Genomic DNA, 16,703 nt, shown 5'->3' with positions numbered 1-16,703 from the left:
GTGTGGAAGTTGCTGATAATCAACTAACGGTTCGTATGCTATCGAATCTATTCGATAGATCGTAGTAACAGTTTGGTGGGTATTCCCGAGGTTTAAATTAAACTTATATGTTGGAGAAAAAAATCGTCGGGTCTTTTTTGATTTTTCATTCTAGTGGCTTGCGATATAAGCCTAACGTCTTTAAGTCGGTCTATAAAATCATTTCTCGGCTTTTCCCGAATCATTCTGCTTGGTCGCGCGCTGGTGGGTGGAGAGGTCGCTCACATTGTTTGGTTATCGGCTTGATGAGCCAGTCAAGTGCATGAGACCTGGCTTTCCCCTTATCTAGTCCAACAGGTTCTCCTTGGATCGCGGATCGCTGCCACATTTTAGCCGAAGTTGAGGGGAGCAGGGGTAAGTGAATAACCAAGTACTTTACTAGGTAAATAAATTGGACTAGAATGGTCTCAATTGTGAGGTTTGAATGTTGAAGCTTAGTAAGTTGACCGACTACGCAACCGTGATACTTAGCGTGATCGCGCGGGACCAATCCCGCGTACATGTGGCCTTAGAGCTGTCTAGGACCACGGGGATTGCGCTGCCCACGGTCAGTAAAATCTTGAAGATATTAACCAAGGCCGGCGTACTTGCTTCCGTTCGAGGTGCGAAAGGCGGCTATTCGTTGGCCAGGGAACCGGAACGGATTTCGGTGGCTACCGTCATCAGTGCCTTGGAGGGGCCGATCGCCTTGACCGAATGTACCGTTTCTCACAAAGGTTGCGATCAAGCCAGCGGTTGTCGGATTCAAGGCAGGTGGCACCTGCTGAACGACCGGATCGCTCAAGCGTTGGAGTCGGTTTCGTTAGCCGACATGATCGTTCCGTTCAAACCGCCCGAAGAAGTCACGATACCCGTGAGTCGTTTATTCCGTTAATTCAGCGAGAGTGCCCATGTCCGCAACCGCCCAAGAAATCGAACAACTGATCAGTCAGGAATACAAGCAAGGCTTCGTCACTGAATTGGAGGTCGACACCTTTCCGCCCGGTCTCGACGAAGACGTGATCCGCAGACTGTCCAAGGTGAAGAACGAACCGGAATTCATGTTGGAATACCGTTTGAAAGCCTTTCGCCACTGGCAAACCATGCCGGCGCCGGATTGGGCTCAGCTCAAGATCGATCCTATCGATTATCAAGCCATCAGCTATTACTCGGCGCCAAAATCCAAAAAGGCCGGACCGAAGTCTCTGGACGAAGTTGACCCGGAATTGTTGGATACCTATAAAAAGCTCGGCATACCGCTCGACGAACAAGAACGTCTGGCCGGCATCGCAGTCGATGCCGTGTTTGACAGCGTATCGGTTGCAACCACGTTTAAAGGCAAGTTGAAAGACGCCGGCGTGATTTTCTGCCCGATTTCCGAAGCGTTGCAAGAACATCCGGACTTGGTTAAGCAATACCTCGGTACCGTGGTGCCGGTTGGCGACAACTTTTTCGCCGCGTTGAATTCAGCGGTATTCACCGACGGGTCTTTCGTTTACATTCCCAAAGGCGTGCGTTGTCCGATGGAGTTATCGACCTATTTCCGGATCAATGCCGCCAACACCGGCCAATTCGAAAGAACCTTGATCATCGCCGACGAAGGCTCGCATGTGTCGTATTTGGAAGGCTGCACCGCACCGATGCGCGACGAAAATCAGCTGCACGCGGCGGTTGTCGAATTGGTCGCGCTGGACAATGCACAAATCAAATATTCCACCGTGCAAAACTGGTATCCGGGCGACAAGGACGGCAAGGGCGGCATCTATAACTTCGTGACTAAGCGCGCCGAGTGTCGCGGTCACAATTCCAAAGTGTCCTGGACCCAGGTGGAAACCGGCTCGGCGATTACTTGGAAATATCCAAGCTGCGTGTTGCTGGGCGACGATTCGGTCGGCGAATTTTATTCGGTGGCTTTGACCAATAATCTGCAGCAAGCCGACACCGGCACCAAGATGATCCATATCGGTAAAAACACCCGCAGCACCATTGTGTCCAAGGGTATTTCCGCCGGTCGGGCACAAAACACCTATCGCGGTTTGGTCAAGGTTGCCAAGTCCGCCGAAAATGCCCGCAATCACACCCAGTGCGACTCGTTGCTGGTCGGCGACCGCTGCGGCGCCCATACCTTTCCTTACGTGGAGGTAAAGCAGCCGACCGCGCAGGTCGAGCATGAAGCTACGACATCCAAAATCAGCGAAGATCAATTGTTCTTCTGTCAGCAGCGCGGTTTGTCCGCCGAAGATGCGGTATCGATGATTGTGAATGGGTTTTGTAAGGAAGTGTTCAAGGAATTGCCGATGGAGTTTGCGGTGGAGGCACAGGCTTTGTTAGGGATTAGTTTGGAAGGGGCGGTTGGTTGATGGCGGAATTGAATACCGACTACTTCGCTCGTTGCATTGCCACTTTGGAACGTGCGCAAGGGTATCTGAGCGAGCGCACCGACGACGAAGCGATGTACGACATTTATCGCGCCGCGTGCGTCAAGGAATTCGAGATTATTCTGGAGCAGTCGGGTAGGTTGCTGAAAAAATGTTTGAAACCCTATTTCGCATCGCCCAAGCAAGTTGACGCGTTAACGTTCAAGGATGTATTTCGCCATGCGGCCAAGCATGGCTTGATTTCGGTGGAGGCTGTCGAACGTTGGTTGCAATATCGGGATAACCGTAACGATACCGCCCACGATTACGGCGAAGGTTTTGCGGAGGAAACCTTGAATCTTTTGCCGCAATTTATTTTCGATGCCAAACAGCTTAACGACGTTATCGCTAAACGGGCATGAATTCGAGCGGATTATTGTTGCGGGAGCAGGATAAGCGCTGCTTATTGCAGTTATTGACCGAGTATCTCCCTGGCGTCAGCGCCTGGGCCTATGGTTCGCGGGTTAATGGCGATGCGCACGACGCCAGCGATTTGGATATTGTTTTGCGTGCGCCTGATTTGAGCAAAATTCCGCTGGAGAAGTTGGAAAGTTTTTTGGAAGCGGTTAGGGAATCGAATATTCCAATTTTGATTGAGGCGCGCGATTGGGCGAGATTGCCGGAGTCGTTTCATCGGGAGATTTTGCGGAATTATGTGGTGTTGGGGGAGTGAGTTTCGGTTTTCGTAGGTTGGGTTTACCCTTAGGGCATAAAAGGCGACAGCCGTAACCCAACACGTCGGCTTTTGTTTTTTAAGGTGTCGCTGTCGCGACGGGTTTTGTTTTAAGTCGGGTTTCGGCCCGACAGCCGAGGTACTTTCGCTACGAAAACCATCCCTGGTTTTCGCCCTGCGGGCCAGCCTATCGGCTGTTCAAATTCGTTCCAGACGAATTTGTGTTTGTCCAAAGAAAAGTACCCAAAAGAAAGGACACCCCATGCCGCTTGGCTCACTCGGCACATCCATGTGCCTCGCCCTGCGGGTGCTCGGCGCGGCAACAGGGGGATAAAACCCGTCGCGGGATTGAAAGTGGATGGATATTTTGAGGGTGGCGAGAATTTGTAGGATATGCCGACGATAGGAGCCGCATCGTTTGATCGACGCGTATCATTTTGAATGTACATCACATCAACCAGGTTAGGCAAACGTGAAAGTAATTTGTTTTTTTTCAATGTTTTTGTTGTTTATGCCAGTCGCATATGCAAAACCATGGGACATAACTGAAGAGATGCTTCAGGAGATGGTACAAGTTATGCCGGTGTTCGAAGAGCGGATGGCGGGCCAAATGGGTTGTCCAAGTCAATCTAAGGGTACTAGGATAGAAAATCAAAAAGGGTTTAACTTCGAAGTTACCTTTTTAGACGATACTTGTACCAATGACTTATTTTTTAGTCGTGAGGCAATAATTGATAAATTCAAACTGTTACTTCAGTGGCGAGAGATGGCATCGTGGTTTCAGCGAGGATTCTTTTTTAACTATATATATAAAGATAAGAATAATAAAATACTCGCTGAAATGAAAGTGGATAGGGAGGCTCTTTTCGGAAAGCCAATTTCTATTTTCCATGAAGAAGAAAGTGGGCCACAATTTATTATTGATGTAGGTGATCAAAGAATTAGCCTAAATTCATTCGGATTGCCAATTACTGATTTGATTGTTCCTGGAAAGCCTGTAAGCGAGAAATATTGCGATATTGAGTTCAAGCAGGAGCGAAGTTTTTTTGTGAGTGATAACGTGTCATTGGTTTTTTCTGTAATTCAACTTTCAGAGAATTGGCCGGTTGAAGATCAGTTGCGTTGCATGAATGTTGGTGACTTTGATTTGATATTTTCAGGTAAAAATTTTAAAGACTTTAGGGTTCTAAAGGCGCCGGCAGATAAATTTGTCTCGGATGACATGAATTTAGTTTTTAAGGTTGTTGACAAGACAAAAGCAAATAATGAGGTAATTTGGGTTGCTTTTTCAAGGCTTTTAGGGAATCGAAAGGCTGTGTATTTTGGATTTGGTGGTCCAGCAAACGAAAGTACGGAACAATTGATAAAAAGCATTATGGACTCCGTACGCATTAATAATATTGACGATAAAGCTAATTAGATATGTAAGGTGGGTGCGATTTATCCAGAAAAGAATGTACTGAGTGAATACGAAGCGCATCGCTCCGAACGATGCACCTCATGTTGTTCGGCACATCCTATGAAGGGTTGTCTGATTTGCAGCCATTAAGGAATGGTAAATCGGTCAATTCTGGAGATGGTTTTCGTCCCTTATGCCGCGCCGAGCACCCGAGGGTTTGAGCGGATTTGCCAGTAGGGGCGATGCAGGGATGCATCGCGTTTTACGTAAGGGCTGGGAAGTCCCTTCGGAAAACCCCGCTCAAACCTGAGGAGCGCAGGGAACAAGCGGCATCCGGGTGTCGTTTCTTTTGGACACTTTTCTTTGGATAAGCAAAGAAAAGTATCTCGGTTGTCGGTCCGACAAATCGGCAGGATAGCCGATTTGCATGCGGAGCACCCGCAGGGCGAAACACATGGATGTGTTTCGTGAAACCGACGTTAAAACACCGTCGCGATAGCGACACAAAAACAAAGATTTAATGCTGGGTTTCACTTCGTTTTACCCAGCCTACATTTTAAAAACTTAGGTGACTAAACGTATGCTCAGCATCAAAAATCTCCACGTAACCATTAACGACAAACCGATACTAAAGGGCCTGACCTTGGACATCAACCCAGGCGAAGTCCATGCCGTCATGGGCCCCAACGGCGCCGGCAAGAGTACCTTGTCGCACGTGCTGTCCGGCAAGCCGGGTTATGAAGTCACTGCCGGCAGCGTGACCTATAACGGCAAGGATTTGCTGGACATGGCCCCGGAAATTCGTGCCCGCGAAGGCGTGTTTCTGGCGTTTCAATATCCGGTCGAGATTCCCGGCGTCAGCAATATTTATCTGCTCAAAGCGGCGTTGAACGCGATGCGCAGGCATCGCGGCTTGCCGGAGGTCGATGCGATGGACTTTCTGACCTTGGTGAAAGGTAAGGTCAAATTGCTGCAGATGGACGAGAAGTTCTTGTATCGTGCGGTCAACGAAGGCTTTTCAGGCGGCGAGAAGAAACGTAACGAAATTCTGCAGGCGGCGATCCTGGAGCCGAATTTGTGCATCCTCGATGAAACCGATTCCGGTTTGGACATCGACGCATTGCGCATCGTCTCCGAAGGCGTCAATTCCTTGCGTAACGCCGAACGCTCCTTCCTGATGATTACGCACTACCAACGCTTGCTCGATTACGTTAAACCCGACGTGGTGCATGTGCTGGCGGACGGCAAGATCGTTAAATCCGGCGGGCCGGAGCTGGCGCTGGAATTGGAAGAAAAAGGCTACAGTTGGCTGGAAGGGCAGGCGGCATGATGAGCAAAACAACCCACGATCCGTATTTGACGGCCTATCCGGCCTTGGCCGATAGTTTGCCCGGTCGGGAGCTACCGTGGTTGCAAACGCTTCGCGGCGAAGCTTTGCAAGCGTTCGGCGAACGCGGTTTTCCCGGTCACCGCGAGGAAGAATGGCGCTATACCGACCTGTCGGCGTTGAGCAAAACCGTGTTCGCGCCGACGACCGGTCAAGCGGTCGACGTCGCATGGTTGAGTCAATATCGGCTGGAAGATGCCATCAGCGTGGTCTTGGTTAACGGCCGCTTCGCGGCGGACCTGTCGTGCATCGACGCCGATGCCGGCGCGGTGACCGTGTCGAGTCTCAAGGATTTGTTGACCGAAACCCCGGCGGTGTTGGAAGGGAGATTGGGTCAGGCGGTGACGACAGCCGAGCACAGCTTGGTGGCGTTCAATAACGCCTGGTTCGGCGATGGTGTCGTGATTGAAGTCGCGGCGAAGCAGGCGCTCGACAAACCGCTGCAGATTCTGCACGTCGTGACCGAAACGAACGCGTTGGCAGCGACGCGCAACCTGATCATCGTTAACGACCGGGCGGACGCCGTTTTTATCGAAACCTATGTCGGCAGCGTAGACAGTTATTTCAGTGCCTCGGTCAACGAGTGTCTGCTGGGGCGCAACGCCGGCTTGACGCTGTACAAGGTGCAACTGGAAGCCGAAAAAGCCCGGCATTTTGGCGGTACTTACGTCAAACAAGCGCCGGACAGCCGCTTTGTTCACCACAACTTTGCGCTCGGTAGCCTGTTGGCGCGGAGCGACATTCACAGCGATTTGGACAAAGCCTCGGAATGCACTTTAAATGGCTTGTTCGTCGCCAGCGGCCGCCAGCATCTGGACAACCATACCCGCATCAACCATTTGCAGCCGCACGGCATCAGCCGCGAATATTACAAAGGCGTGCTGGATAACAGGGCACGGGGCGTGTTTCAGGGCCGGGTGATTGTCGCCGAAGGCGCGCAACACACCGATTCGGATATGAATAATCGCAATCTGCTGTTATCCGCGGATGCAGAGGTGGATAGCAAACCGCAATTGGAGATTTACAACGACGACGTCAAGTGTTCGCACGGCGTGACGGTCGGCCAGTTGGAGGAAAAGTCGGTGTTCTATTTGCAATCGCGTGGTGTCGATGAGGCAACCGCGCGGAATATTTTGACCTTTGCGTTTGCCAACGAGATGGTCGATAAGGTCGAAAATGCCGAGTTGAAAGGTTTGTTGCTGAAAGAATTGTTACAGCGGTTTCCGGCGATCAGTTTATAAAATAGCCGCGACCGATACCCGAAGCGCCGGTAACGCCACCAAGTCGATGCTATCGGCGGTTGTCAGCACGGATTGATTCAGATAGTCGCCGTCTTGCGGTTGCCGATACACTTCCAGGCACTGGTCGATCAGGTTGACGATCCAGTATTCGCTAATACCGTGGGTGGCATACAGGCGCAGTTTTTGAGTGCGGTCGAAGCGCAAAGTGCTGTCGGAGACTTCGATCAGCAAGAGCACGTCGGCGGCGTTGGGATGGCGGGTGGTGTAGTCGTCGGTATCGGGTTTAACCAGAACCAGATCGGGTTCCGGTTCGGACAAGTCTCCGAGTTGGACTGGGCCTTGTACGCGAACTGTAACACCCTGGTTCCATAAGTGGGCAAAAATGCGATTTAAACGATCAACATGTCCTGCATGGTTAAATCCTATCGGTGACATGGTGAGAATTTCTCCTTCAATCAGTTCCAGTCGGCTTTCGGGCGGAAAAATGCCGGCTTCGCCCATGCGATGCCATTCGGCGATGTCGGTGAGGTGTTTTTGCGGAAAAACGGCGACCATAGTTTTATCCCATTTAGCGAATCGATCGGCTCGATTCTAGTGTGTAGTAATAACGAAATCAATTAAACCAAACAGTTAGCGATGAGCATATTTCCAGTAGAACAAGTCCGCGCCGATTTTCCTATCCTCGGCGAGAAAATTCGCAACAAGCCCTTGGTTTATCTGGACAACGCCGCCAGTTGCCAAAAACCGCAAGCGGTGATCGATGCCATCGTTCATACCTATAGTCGCGAATACGCCAACATCCATCGCGGCGTGCACACCTTAAGTGTCAAAGCCACGGATAAGTTTGAAGGTGCTCGGGAGAAAGTCAGGGCCTTCATCAACGCCAACAGCGACAAGGAGATTATCTTCGTGCGCGGCGCGACAGAAGCGATCAATTTGGTCGCGCAAAGTTACGGCAAGTCGCAATTGAACGCCGGCGACGAGATCGTCATCAGCGCGATGGAGCATCACGCCAATATCGTGCCTTGGCAGATGCTGTGCGAGCAGATCGGCGCGATGTTGAAAGTCGCGCCGATGGACCAAGCCGGCGAATTGCTGTTCGACGAATTCGAAAAGTTGCTGAACGCCAAGACCAAACTGGTGGCGATTACTCAAATGTCCAATGCGCTGGGCACGATCAATCCGGTCGAAAACATCATCGCCGCCGCCCACGCCAGAAACATTCCGGTATTGCTCGACGGCGCGCAGGCGATTCCGCACATGGCGGTGGATGTGCAAGCGTTGGACTGCGATTTTTACGTATTCTCCGGCCATAAGCTATACGGGCCGTCCGGCGTCGGCGTGCTGTACGGCAAGCAAGCCTTGCTGGAAGCGATGCCGCCGTACCAGGGCGGCGGGGATATGATACGCACCGTCACCTTCGAAAAAACCACTTACGCCGGCTTGCCGCATAAGTTCGAGGCCGGCACGCCGGCCATCGCCGAAATCATTGGTTTGGGGGCGGCCATTGATTACGTCGCGGCGGTCGGCGTTGCCAATATCGCGGCTTACGAAACCGAGCTGCTGGCTTATGCCACCGAACAGGCGCAACAAATCAAGGGTTTAAACATCATCGGTCAGGCGGCCCACAAGGGCGGCATCTTATCGTTCACGCTGGATAGGATTCACCCGCACGACATCGGCACCATGCTGGACAGTTTGGGCATTGCGATACGCGCGGGTCATCATTGCGCGATGCCGGTGATGGACTTTTACGGCGTGCCGGCCACGGCGCGCGCCTCGTTCGCCATGTACAATACCCGCCAAGAAATCGACGTATTGATGCAAGGCATCAAATCCTTAATAGAGGTGTTTGGCTAATGTTTGAAGACTTACGCGACCTATACCAAGAGGTCATATTCGACCACAACCGTAATCCGCGCAACTTCCGCATCATGGAAGAGGCCAATCGGCGGGTGGATGGTTTTAACCCTTTGTGCGGCGACAAGTTGACGCTGTTTTTGAAAATCGGTGACGATCGTGTGATTCAGGACGCCAGCTTTCAAGGCTCCGGTTGCGCGATTTCCACCGCGTCGGTGTCTTTGATGACCGAAATCATCAAGGGTTTGACCGAAGACGAGGCCGAAGCCTTGTTCAAGCAATTCCACGAAATGACCACCGGCAAGACCGAAGACATCAATCTGGAAGCGATCGGCAAGCTGGCGGTATTGGCCGGCGTCCGGGAATATCCGGCGCGGGTCAAATGCGCGACGCTGGCCTGGCATACGCTGGATGCGGCGTTGAAGAACGAGCGGGAAGCGGTTTCGACCGAGTAAACCGTGTTGAGGTTCGGTCCGGGTTGCGGGAATCGCCTTGGCTTGGCGTTGCTGTCATGACTCAGCTGGCCGTGATAGCCGGCAACCAGCGCTCGGCGGCCTTGGCCGAGCGGTTGAACGTTGATTTGTTGGATTTCGACGCCGCTAACTTGGACGCCGCGGAATTTTTTCTGGCTTATCGGGACGGTTGCCTGATGCTACTCGACCGGCAAACCCTGAAAAAAGGCGGGCTGACCGTCGAAATCGATCCGCGCCCCGGCGAGCAGCATTCCTATCCGGCGCCGAAAAAAGACCTGCTGGCCCAGGCCATCGGCAAGAAAACCCACACCGTGGTTGATGCTACCTGCGGTTGGGCGCAAGACAGTCTGGCCTTGTTTCGGATGGGTTATCAAGTGACTTGCATCGAGCGTTCGCCGGTGATGGCGGCCTTGATTCAGGACGGCTTCGAGCGGCTGGCGCAAAAAGATTGGGTGCGACGGCGCGAACTCTCGCCCCCGACGTTATTGATAGGCAACGCGATCGCATTGCTGGCCGATCTTCCGGAAGCGCCGGACTGTATCTATCTCGATCCGATGTTCCCAGCCAAGAAAAAGCAGAGCGCGGCCACGCGTAAATCCATGGCGATCCTGCGCGATATCTTGGGCGACGACCTGGATAGACAAGCCTTGTTCGATGCGGCATGGGCGGCAACCGGCAAGCGGGTCGTCGTCAAGAGCCCGGACCATGCCGAGCCGTTGGGCGGCAAACCAAGCCAAAGTTTTCAGGGTAAGTTGCTGCGTTACGATGTCTATTTGAAATGATGCGGTTTTGCGTAACCAATCTTCACCAACAGCGAGATTCGAGATGACGGAATGGATAGACGTGGTGGCGGAATCGGCGATGGCCGACCGCGAGCATGTGGTGGTCGATATCGACGGCGACGACGTGGCGGTCTTTAAAATCGACGGTCGGTTTTACGCGATTGCCGATGTGTGTACCCACGACGGAGCCGAAATCGCCAGCGGCGAGCTGGACGGCGATGAGATCGTTTGTCCTCGCCATGGCGCCCGGTTTTGCGTCAAGACTGGCCAAGTCAAATGCGCGCCGGCTTACGAAGATGTCGAGACCTTCCCGGTCAGGATAGTCGGCGGCGTGGTGCAAGTCAGCCGCCGGGACTGACCGGCGGCGCGGCCGGCTCGGTTTTTTCACCGGTGTTGCTCTTCGAATCCGGATGGTCGAACACGTTGTTGAAGTTAAAGCCTTCGTCGATCGAGCTCATGTCGGCGATGATTTTTCGGCTTAGCGGTTCCAGGGCCATACTGGAGTAGGTGGCCGTTCGCATTAGATTCTCGGTCTGGGTTTGCTTGGTCTTATATTGGCTGTAAAACGCGAACATCAGCGCGGCGATACCGGTCACGGTGGTTTGCATGATCGGCGATTGCAGCCAGGGCCAGTGTTGTTCCCGGCTCTTGAACATCACGCCCAGCGCCGGCCATAGGAAAACCGCGATCGCAGCGGTCACGGATAAGCCGAAAAATAGCGAATTCCAAGCTTTGTAGCTTCTGGCCTTGATATACAAGTCGTAGATCAGGATCAATTTTTTCTCTTCGTCGCTACCGGCTTTCAGTTGGACGGCATCGGCCCGGCAGGCGGAAATTTTGGCGTAGTTCATTAGCAGCCCGGCACTGCTCTGATTCGGCGACAGAATGCCGATCAATTCCCGGTTATCGCAGTTTTCCGACGCGCAGCCGGTCAGCAACAGCAACAGCAACAGCAACAGCAAAAGGCAGGGTAGCGTGGACTTCGACATGGTGGGCTCCGTTAAGCTATCGTGGCCGATTGTGGCACATTCGGGCGACTTTACCCTTTCCGTGTTGGCGATGTCGGTCTGAATTTCAAAACCGGTTTGCCCGTCCGCGGTTAACCTTGTAACCTGTTCGCCCGTTTCAAACTCCCTTTAGATTTGCCATGCACCACTTGATTTGGAATATCGACCCGATTCTGTTCGATATCGGCTTTGTGAAAATTCGCTGGTACGGCCTGATGTTTGCGATGGGCTTCGTCGGCAGCTTCTTGACGATGCAGTGGATGTACCAACGCGAGGGTAAGAATGTCGAAGAACTGGACACGCTGCTGTGGTACATGGTGATCGCGACGATACTCGGGGCCAGGTTGGGTCACACGTTGCTGTACGACCCGGCCTACTATTTGTCGCACCCATTGAAAATTCTGGCGATCTGGGAAGGCGGTTTGGCTAGCCACGGCGCGACGCTGGGCATCATATTGGCCTTGTACTTGTACCGGCGCCGTTACGGCGACGGATTCTTTTGGTTGCTGGATCGGGTCAGTATTCCGACCGCATTGGCCGGCGCGCTAATTCGCATCGGCAATTTTTTTAACTCGGAAATTCTCGGCACGCCCAGCGAACAGCCGTGGGCAGTGGTGTTCAGCCGGATCGATCCGCTGCCGAGGCATCCGGTGCAACTCTACGAAGCGGCCTGCTATTTGGCGATTTACGCGATCTGTTTGACGATTTATCGCAAGCATGCCGACAAGCCAGGCTTCTCGTTCGGTTGCTTTTTGACGCTGTTGTTCAGCGTGCGCTTTGGATTGGAATATTTCAAAACCGAGCAGGCGATGTACGAGACTGCGTGGGCTATCACCACCGGTCAACTGTTGAGCATTCCGTTTGTGCTGGCCGGGGTGGCGTGTATCGTCTGGAGTCTGAAAAACCGCAAAGCCATCGCGGCGGCGTAATCGTTTACAATAACCGGTTTTTTAACGCGGAGACCCCAGGCTTCGGTCAGGGTTTTAATAGTTGATGCTAGAAATTAATCCTATCAAATACAAGATTGCCGATTTGCGCGAACGCACCGCCGGGCTGAAAACCTATCTGGATTTCGATACCAAAAGCGAGCGGCTGGTCGAAGTATTGCGGGAACTGGAAGACCCGGCCATTTGGAACAAGCCCGAGCAAGCGCAGGCGATGGGCAAGGAAAGGGCGATGCTGGAAGGCATCGTCAATACCATCAAGGACCTGGAGCAAGGGCTGAACGACGCCGAAGAATTATTGGCGATGGCGGTCGAGGAAAACGACGAAGACACCGTCGAAACCGTCGCTACCGATCTGGAAACTTACGAGAAACAAGTCGCCGGTCTGGAATTCCAGCGTATGTTCGCCGGGGAAATGGACCCGAACAATGCGTTTTTGGACATTCAGGCCGGTTCCGGCGGCACCGAGGCGCAGGATTGGGCCTCGATGATAGAACGCATGTATTTGCGCTGGGGCGAGGCCAAGGGCTTCAAGACCGAACTGATCGAAGAATCGCCGGGCGACGTGGCCGGCATCAAGAGCGCGACGATCAAATTCGAAGGTCCTTACGCCTTCGGCTGGTTGCGCACCGAAACCGGCGTGCATCGATTGGTGCGCAAATCGCCGTTCGACTCCGGCAACCGCCGCCATACCTCGTTTGCGTCGGTGTTCGTATCGCCGGAAATCGACGACGACATCGAAATCGACATCAACCCCGCCGATTTGCGCATCGACGTGTACCGCGCCAGCGGCGCCGGTGGTCAGCACGTCAACCGGACCGAATCGGCGGTTAGGATTACGCATAACCCCAGCGGCATCGTCACCCAATGCCAAAGCGATCGTTCGCAGCACAAGAACAAAGACACCGCGATGAAGCAGCTGAAAGCCAAGCTGTACGAGATGGAAATGCTGAAACGCAACGAAGGTTTACAGGCGATCGAAGACTCCAAATCCGACATCGGCTGGGGCAGCCAGATTCGCTCTTATGTGCTGGACCAATCGCGGATCAAGGATTTGCGCACCAATGTCGAAACCGGCAATACCCAAGCAGTGTTGGACGGCGCACTGGATCAGTTTATCGAGGCGAGTTTGAAGAGCGGGTTGTAATGCTCTGGTACGATAAATAACGGGCTATGAATAAAAATGAGTTGGAGACGTTATCAGCTATTAGAATTAAAGAAGCTGAAATTCTCTTAAATGCGGAGTGTTATCACGGTGCTTATTACCTGGCCGGATATGCTCTGGAATGCATTTTGAAAGCTTGTATTGCCAAACAAACCAAGCAGTTCGATTTTCCGGATAAAAAACTCGCCTGCGATAGTTATACCCACGATCTAGCTAAACTGCTTATTACCGCTGGATTGAAACAAGCATTGATGCTACAAGAAAGTAAAGACATTAATTTTAAGCTAAATTGGTCTGTGGCCAATAAGTGGTCGGAAGAATCTCGTTATGACCATTCTATCCAAAAACAAGATGCCAGAGATTTATTTGAGGCTATTACTGAAAACGAATCAGGAGTATTGCCATGGCTAAAGAAATATTTATGACGCAATGGTTTACCGAGGCAATGCGTTTGGCTGGTGAACGTTTAATAAAAAAATTAGATGAATCAGATGCCCGGGTTGCTGCCGCTTTTTGGGTTTTGGATGAAAAAGAAAATAACTGGGAGTTGGTTATAGTATCTCCCTTGGTCGGAAGTGAAGGGCCTAGGAGTTATTACAAAAGGATTAATGATATTAACGAGGCCTGCTCGGATGATGAGAGCGTTGTTTCTTTGCACGATATTCGGGTGGCTAATATCCATAATCGTATTGTCGATGCAATGCGGAATAGTGTATTAGCCGGAACTCAACTTGGGAATAATCGGATGGGGAAAAATTATATGGATGGTATCTATATTGAGGATATGTATCTGTATAAGATCGACTGGGATATGCTTTCCAAGTTAAATGATTTAAATCGGGTGGCTTAGTTATTAAGCCCCAATAAATAGTAGTTATAGAATATTAATAAAATGTCAGAACTCGAACAAGACGAACAGGAACAGATCAAACAACGCCGGGAAAAACTGAATGCCATCCGCGAGGAGGGCATTGCTTTCCCGACCGATTTTCGCCGCAATGTGGTGGCGGGCCAATTGTTGGCCGAATACGGCGATAAATCCGAGGAAGAGCTGCTGGCCGAGCCGATTCGGGTCAAGATCGCCGGACGGATGATGACCCGCCGGATCATGGGCAAGGCCAGTTTCTGCCATTTGCAGGACATGTCCGGGCAAATCCAGGCCTACGTCGCGCGCGATAATTTGCCGGAAGGCGTTTACAACGATCAGTTCAAAAAGTGGGACATCGGCGACATCCTGGGGGCCGAAGGGGTTTTGTTCAAAACCAAGACCGGCGAACTCAGCGTCAAGGTCGATGACATTCGCCTGCTGACCAAGGCGTTGCGGCCTTTGCCGGAAAAATTTCACGGCATCGCCGATCAGGAGATCAAATACCGCCAGCGATATCTGGATTTGATCATGAGCGACGAGACTCGCAAGACCTTCCTGATGCGTTCGAAAATCGTCAATTACATCCGCGAATTTTTGATCGCCCGTGACTTCCTGGAGGTGGAAACGCCGATGATGCAAGTCATCCCCGGCGGCGCCACCGCGCGGCCGTTTACCACTTTCCACAACGCGCTGGATATGGAGTTGTATTTGCGCATCGCGCCGGAACTATATCTAAAGCGGCTGGTGGTCGGCGGTTTCGAGCGGGTGTTCGAGATCAACCGCAACTTCCGCAACGAAGGCCTTTCGACCCGGCACAATCCCGAGTTCACGATGATGGAGTTCTACCAAGCCTACGCCGAATACGGCGACTTGATGGATTTGACCGAGGCCTTGCTGAAAGGCATCGCCGAAGACGTGGTCGGTAACAGCATCATCGAATACCAGGACGATCGATACGACTTCGGCCAGCCGTTCGCGCGGATGACGGTGCTGGAATCCATCCTGCATTTCAATCCGGAACTGACGCCGGCCGATCTGAGCACTCGAGAAGCGGCCGTGAAAGTCGCCGAAAATCTGAAGATTCCGGTCAAGGACAGTTATGGGCTTGGCAAGGTGCAAATCGAAATTTTCGAAAAAACCGTCGAGCATCGTTTGATGAATCCGACCTTCATTACCGCCTATCCGGTGGAAGTGTCGCCGCTGGCGCGCCGTAACGACACCGATCCGCACGTTACCGACCGCTTCGAGTTCTTTGTCGGCGGCCGCGAGATCGCCAACGGCTTCACCGAGTTAAATGATGCCGAAGATCAGGCCGAACGCTTCCAGAAGCAGGTCGAGGAAAAAGAAGCCGGCGACAACGAAGCCATGCACTTCGACGCCGATTACATCACCGCGCTGGAACACGGCATGCCGCCGACGGCCGGAGAGGGCATTGGTATCGACCGCTTGGTGATGCTGTTCACCAATTCACCGAGTATCCGCGACGTGCTGTTGTTCCCGCACATGCGTCCGAAACACTGATGCGGGACTATCCCCGCGCCAATTGACTTAGAGAGATTTATGACTGTAGATGCCAGCCAGTTTAAAGACGCGCTGAAATTGTGGGCCAGCGGGGTTACGGTGGTGACCACCGCGGACCGTGGTGGCCAACTGAAAGGTATGACCGCGACGGCGTTCAGCAGCGTTTCGATGGAGCCGCCGCAAATCCTGGTATGTTTGAATCAACGCACCGATACCGGTAACGGTTTGCTGGAAAGCCGATTTTTCGGCGTGAACATCCTGACCCGCGAGCAGGAAGCGGTGTCCAACCAGTTTGCCGGCAATACTACCCAAGCCGAACGCTTCGCGGCGGTGCCTTGGGTCGCCGGACAAACCGGGGTACCTCTACTCAGCGAGTCTCTGGCGTCGCTGGAATGTCGCGTCGTTCAACAAATACAAGCCGGCAGCCACTGGATCGTGGTCGGCGAGGTCGAGCGCGCGATTTGTCGGCAGGGCGATCCGCTGTTGTATTACAGCGGCGGTTATCGCGGTTTGGACAAATGACGTTGCAATTGTCGTGTTTACGACAAAACCTTTTGTAGATTGTCGTTAAATTTCACTTTGTCGGATAAGCTCCCGAGATGAACGGACAAAAACCTTAAGTAATTCAAGTCTATTAAGTTGGCTTTTTTTTTGCTTATAGGTGCTTGGATTAGTATCCAAAGTCAGATTCATTACGGAGTTATTCATGACGACCATTAAAGTGATAAAAGAGTTTTCCGAAAAAGCCCGCGCCGATTCGGAACTGGGCGAGAAATTAAAAGCCGCGTTAAAGATTAAGGAATTGATCGCATTGGGTAAGGAATACGGCTTTGAAATCGACGAAGTCTTGTTGTACCCGCCCAACGAACCGCAATTTACCGAAGATCAGTTGTCCGAGCGTTTGGTAAAAGCCTTGTTGCGGGCTTAATCCGTGCGGCGGACCGCTCC

The 16,703-nt window shown here is 52.3% G+C and carries 20 protein-coding genes; 18 read left to right on the top strand and 2 right to left on the bottom strand.

Translation table 11 applies throughout. The features are described from left to right. The first annotated feature begins 463 nt into the window (after window positions 1-463). The 7 genes from ACQE3E_RS13345 to sufD all read left to right on the top strand — a co-directional run bounded on the left by ACQE3E_RS13345 (window position 464) and on the right by sufD (window position 7,135). Window positions 464-913, top strand: coding sequence for an SUF system Fe-S cluster assembly regulator (locus ACQE3E_RS13345; RefSeq protein ID WP_071158215.1), 450 nt, complete (start codon window positions 464-466; stop codon window positions 911-913). A gap of 16 nt (window positions 914-929) precedes the next feature. Beyond that, on the top strand, window positions 930-2,378 hold the full coding sequence (gene sufB / locus ACQE3E_RS13340) for a Fe-S cluster assembly protein SufB (RefSeq protein WP_313730098.1): 1,449 nt from the start codon (window positions 930-932) through the stop codon (window positions 2,376-2,378). Next, window positions 2,378-2,797: a nucleotidyltransferase substrate binding protein gene (locus tag ACQE3E_RS13335; protein ID WP_313730099.1), complete on the top strand. Its 420-nt coding sequence runs from the start codon at window positions 2,378-2,380 to the stop codon at window positions 2,795-2,797. The genes sufB and ACQE3E_RS13335 overlap by 1 nt, the downstream gene beginning before the upstream one ends. After that, the gene (locus tag ACQE3E_RS13330; RefSeq protein WP_313730100.1) at window positions 2,794-3,108 is read left to right on the top strand and encodes a nucleotidyltransferase domain-containing protein; all 315 of its coding nucleotides are present in this window, start codon (window positions 2,794-2,796) and stop codon (window positions 3,106-3,108) included. Before ACQE3E_RS13335 ends, ACQE3E_RS13330 begins: the two co-directional genes overlap by 4 nt. A 472-nt stretch (window positions 3,109-3,580) precedes the next feature. Next, complete coding sequence (locus ACQE3E_RS13325) at window positions 3,581-4,528, top strand: hypothetical protein (protein ID WP_313730101.1); 948 nt, start codon at window positions 3,581-3,583, stop codon at window positions 4,526-4,528. 559 nt (window positions 4,529-5,087) lie between these two features. Then, entirely contained in the window at window positions 5,088-5,837 is a 750-nt protein-coding gene (gene sufC / locus ACQE3E_RS13320) for a Fe-S cluster assembly ATPase SufC (protein WP_071158218.1), read from the top strand. Further along, window positions 5,837-7,135, top strand: coding sequence for a Fe-S cluster assembly protein SufD (sufD, locus tag ACQE3E_RS13315; RefSeq protein WP_409521122.1), 1,299 nt, complete (start codon window positions 5,837-5,839; stop codon window positions 7,133-7,135). Before sufC ends, sufD begins: the two co-directional genes overlap by 1 nt. On the opposite strand, the gene ACQE3E_RS13310 is transcribed toward sufD, so the two are convergent. Then, entirely contained in the window at window positions 7,130-7,636 is a 507-nt protein-coding gene (locus ACQE3E_RS13310; protein WP_427501653.1) for a Uma2 family endonuclease, read from the bottom strand. The two genes, sufD and ACQE3E_RS13310, sit on opposite strands and share 6 nt — an antisense overlap. 135 nt (window positions 7,637-7,771) lie before the next feature. Between ACQE3E_RS13310 and ACQE3E_RS13305 the strand changes: the two genes are divergently transcribed. Genes ACQE3E_RS13305 through ACQE3E_RS13290 form a run of 4 tightly spaced genes read left to right on the top strand, consistent with a single transcriptional unit; the run spans window position 7,772 to window position 10,608 of the window. Continuing rightward, window positions 7,772-8,995, top strand: a complete 1,224-nt coding sequence (locus ACQE3E_RS13305) for a cysteine desulfurase (RefSeq protein WP_313730103.1) — start codon at window positions 7,772-7,774, stop codon at window positions 8,993-8,995. Continuing rightward, window positions 8,995-9,450, top strand: a complete 456-nt coding sequence (gene sufU / locus ACQE3E_RS13300; protein ID WP_064030162.1) for a Fe-S cluster assembly sulfur transfer protein SufU — start codon at window positions 8,995-8,997, stop codon at window positions 9,448-9,450. Before ACQE3E_RS13305 ends, sufU begins: the two co-directional genes overlap by 1 nt. Before the next feature lie 56 nt (window positions 9,451-9,506). Next, window positions 9,507-10,250, top strand: a complete 744-nt coding sequence (locus ACQE3E_RS13295; protein WP_313730104.1) for a class I SAM-dependent methyltransferase — start codon at window positions 9,507-9,509, stop codon at window positions 10,248-10,250. A gap of 43 nt (window positions 10,251-10,293) precedes the next feature. After that, window positions 10,294-10,608, top strand: a complete 315-nt coding sequence (locus ACQE3E_RS13290) for a non-heme iron oxygenase ferredoxin subunit (RefSeq protein WP_064030166.1) — start codon at window positions 10,294-10,296, stop codon at window positions 10,606-10,608. Here the strand turns inward: ACQE3E_RS13290 and ACQE3E_RS13285 are convergent. Beyond that, on the bottom strand, window positions 10,592-11,239 hold the full coding sequence (locus ACQE3E_RS13285; RefSeq protein WP_427500654.1) for a hypothetical protein: 648 nt from the start codon (window positions 11,237-11,239) through the stop codon (window positions 10,592-10,594). The two genes, ACQE3E_RS13290 and ACQE3E_RS13285, sit on opposite strands and share 17 nt — an antisense overlap. Window positions 11,240-11,397: 158 nt before the next feature. Between ACQE3E_RS13285 and lgt the strand changes: the two genes are divergently transcribed. The 7 genes from lgt (at window position 11,398) to ACQE3E_RS13250 (ending at window position 16,683) form a co-directional block, all read left to right on the top strand. Then, window positions 11,398-12,186, top strand: coding sequence for a prolipoprotein diacylglyceryl transferase (gene lgt / locus ACQE3E_RS13280; protein ID WP_064030170.1), 789 nt, complete (start codon window positions 11,398-11,400; stop codon window positions 12,184-12,186). Window positions 12,187-12,250: 64 nt separating this feature from the next. Further along, complete coding sequence (prfB, locus tag ACQE3E_RS13275) at window positions 12,251-13,348, top strand: peptide chain release factor 2 (protein ID WP_168029292.1); 1,098 nt, start codon at window positions 12,251-12,253, stop codon at window positions 13,346-13,348. A 26-nt stretch (window positions 13,349-13,374) separates the two neighbouring features. Further along, on the top strand, window positions 13,375-13,791 hold the full coding sequence (locus ACQE3E_RS13270) for a HEPN domain-containing protein (protein ID WP_427500653.1): 417 nt from the start codon (window positions 13,375-13,377) through the stop codon (window positions 13,789-13,791). Continuing rightward, complete coding sequence (locus tag ACQE3E_RS13265; RefSeq protein WP_427500652.1) at window positions 13,770-14,216, top strand: hypothetical protein; 447 nt, start codon at window positions 13,770-13,772, stop codon at window positions 14,214-14,216. Before ACQE3E_RS13270 ends, ACQE3E_RS13265 begins: the two co-directional genes overlap by 22 nt. Before the next feature lie 42 nt (window positions 14,217-14,258). Then, a complete protein-coding gene (lysS, locus tag ACQE3E_RS13260; protein WP_427500651.1) occupies window positions 14,259-15,755 on the top strand; it encodes a lysine--tRNA ligase in 1,497 nt (498 codons plus the stop codon). Window positions 15,756-15,794: 39 nt separating this feature from the next. Then, the gene (locus ACQE3E_RS13255; RefSeq protein WP_427500650.1) at window positions 15,795-16,277 is read left to right on the top strand and encodes a flavin reductase family protein; all 483 of its coding nucleotides are present in this window, start codon (window positions 15,795-15,797) and stop codon (window positions 16,275-16,277) included. A gap of 184 nt (window positions 16,278-16,461) precedes the next feature. Further along, window positions 16,462-16,683: a Nif11-like leader peptide family natural product precursor gene (locus tag ACQE3E_RS13250; protein ID WP_064030184.1), complete on the top strand. Its 222-nt coding sequence runs from the start codon at window positions 16,462-16,464 to the stop codon at window positions 16,681-16,683. Window positions 16,684-16,703 lie beyond the last annotated feature (20 nt).

Source organism: Methylomonas sp. MED-D (assembly GCF_050276835.1).
In the GTDB taxonomy this organism is placed as follows: domain Bacteria; phylum Pseudomonadota; class Gammaproteobacteria; order Methylococcales; family Methylomonadaceae; genus Methylomonas; species Methylomonas koyamae_A.
The sequence above is the reverse complement of the archived record's forward strand: the minus strand, read 5'-3'. Positions and strand labels throughout refer to the sequence as shown.

What these genes read in the sequence shown, in the direction of transcription:
- ACQE3E_RS13345 (WP_071158215.1), top strand. Translation starts at nt 464, where the DNA reads ATGTTGAAGCTTAGTAAGTTGACCGACTACGCAACCGTGATACTTAGC.
- sufB (WP_313730098.1), top strand. Translation starts at nt 930, where the DNA reads ATGTCCGCAACCGCCCAAGAAATCGAACAACTGATCAGTCAGGAATAC.
- ACQE3E_RS13335 (WP_313730099.1), top strand. Translation starts at nt 2,378, where the DNA reads ATGGCGGAATTGAATACCGACTACTTCGCTCGTTGCATTGCCACTTTG.
- ACQE3E_RS13330 (WP_313730100.1), top strand. Translation starts at nt 2,794, where the DNA reads ATGAATTCGAGCGGATTATTGTTGCGGGAGCAGGATAAGCGCTGCTTA.
- sufC (WP_071158218.1), top strand. Translation starts at nt 5,088, where the DNA reads ATGCTCAGCATCAAAAATCTCCACGTAACCATTAACGACAAACCGATA.
- sufD (WP_409521122.1), top strand. Translation starts at nt 5,837, where the DNA reads ATGAGCAAAACAACCCACGATCCGTATTTGACGGCCTATCCGGCCTTG.
- ACQE3E_RS13310 (WP_427501653.1), bottom strand. Translation starts at nt 7,636, where the DNA reads ATGGGCGAAGCCGGCATTTTTCCGCCCGAAAGCCGACTGGAACTGATT.
- ACQE3E_RS13305 (WP_313730103.1), top strand. Translation starts at nt 7,772, where the DNA reads ATGAGCATATTTCCAGTAGAACAAGTCCGCGCCGATTTTCCTATCCTC.
- sufU (WP_064030162.1), top strand. Translation starts at nt 8,995, where the DNA reads ATGTTTGAAGACTTACGCGACCTATACCAAGAGGTCATATTCGACCAC.
- ACQE3E_RS13295 (WP_313730104.1), top strand. Translation starts at nt 9,507, where the DNA reads ATGACTCAGCTGGCCGTGATAGCCGGCAACCAGCGCTCGGCGGCCTTG.
- ACQE3E_RS13290 (WP_064030166.1), top strand. Translation starts at nt 10,294, where the DNA reads ATGACGGAATGGATAGACGTGGTGGCGGAATCGGCGATGGCCGACCGC.
- ACQE3E_RS13285 (WP_427500654.1), bottom strand. Translation starts at nt 11,239, where the DNA reads ATGTCGAAGTCCACGCTACCCTGCCTTTTGCTGTTGCTGTTGCTGTTG.
- lgt (WP_064030170.1), top strand. Translation starts at nt 11,398, where the DNA reads ATGCACCACTTGATTTGGAATATCGACCCGATTCTGTTCGATATCGGC.
- prfB (WP_168029292.1), top strand. Translation starts at nt 12,251, where the DNA reads ATGCTAGAAATTAATCCTATCAAATACAAGATTGCCGATTTGCGCGAA.
- ACQE3E_RS13270 (WP_427500653.1), top strand. Translation starts at nt 13,375, where the DNA reads ATGAATAAAAATGAGTTGGAGACGTTATCAGCTATTAGAATTAAAGAA.
- ACQE3E_RS13265 (WP_427500652.1), top strand. Translation starts at nt 13,770, where the DNA reads ATGGCTAAAGAAATATTTATGACGCAATGGTTTACCGAGGCAATGCGT.
- lysS (WP_427500651.1), top strand. Translation starts at nt 14,259, where the DNA reads ATGTCAGAACTCGAACAAGACGAACAGGAACAGATCAAACAACGCCGG.
- ACQE3E_RS13255 (WP_427500650.1), top strand. Translation starts at nt 15,795, where the DNA reads ATGACTGTAGATGCCAGCCAGTTTAAAGACGCGCTGAAATTGTGGGCC.
- ACQE3E_RS13250 (WP_064030184.1), top strand. Translation starts at nt 16,462, where the DNA reads ATGACGACCATTAAAGTGATAAAAGAGTTTTCCGAAAAAGCCCGCGCC.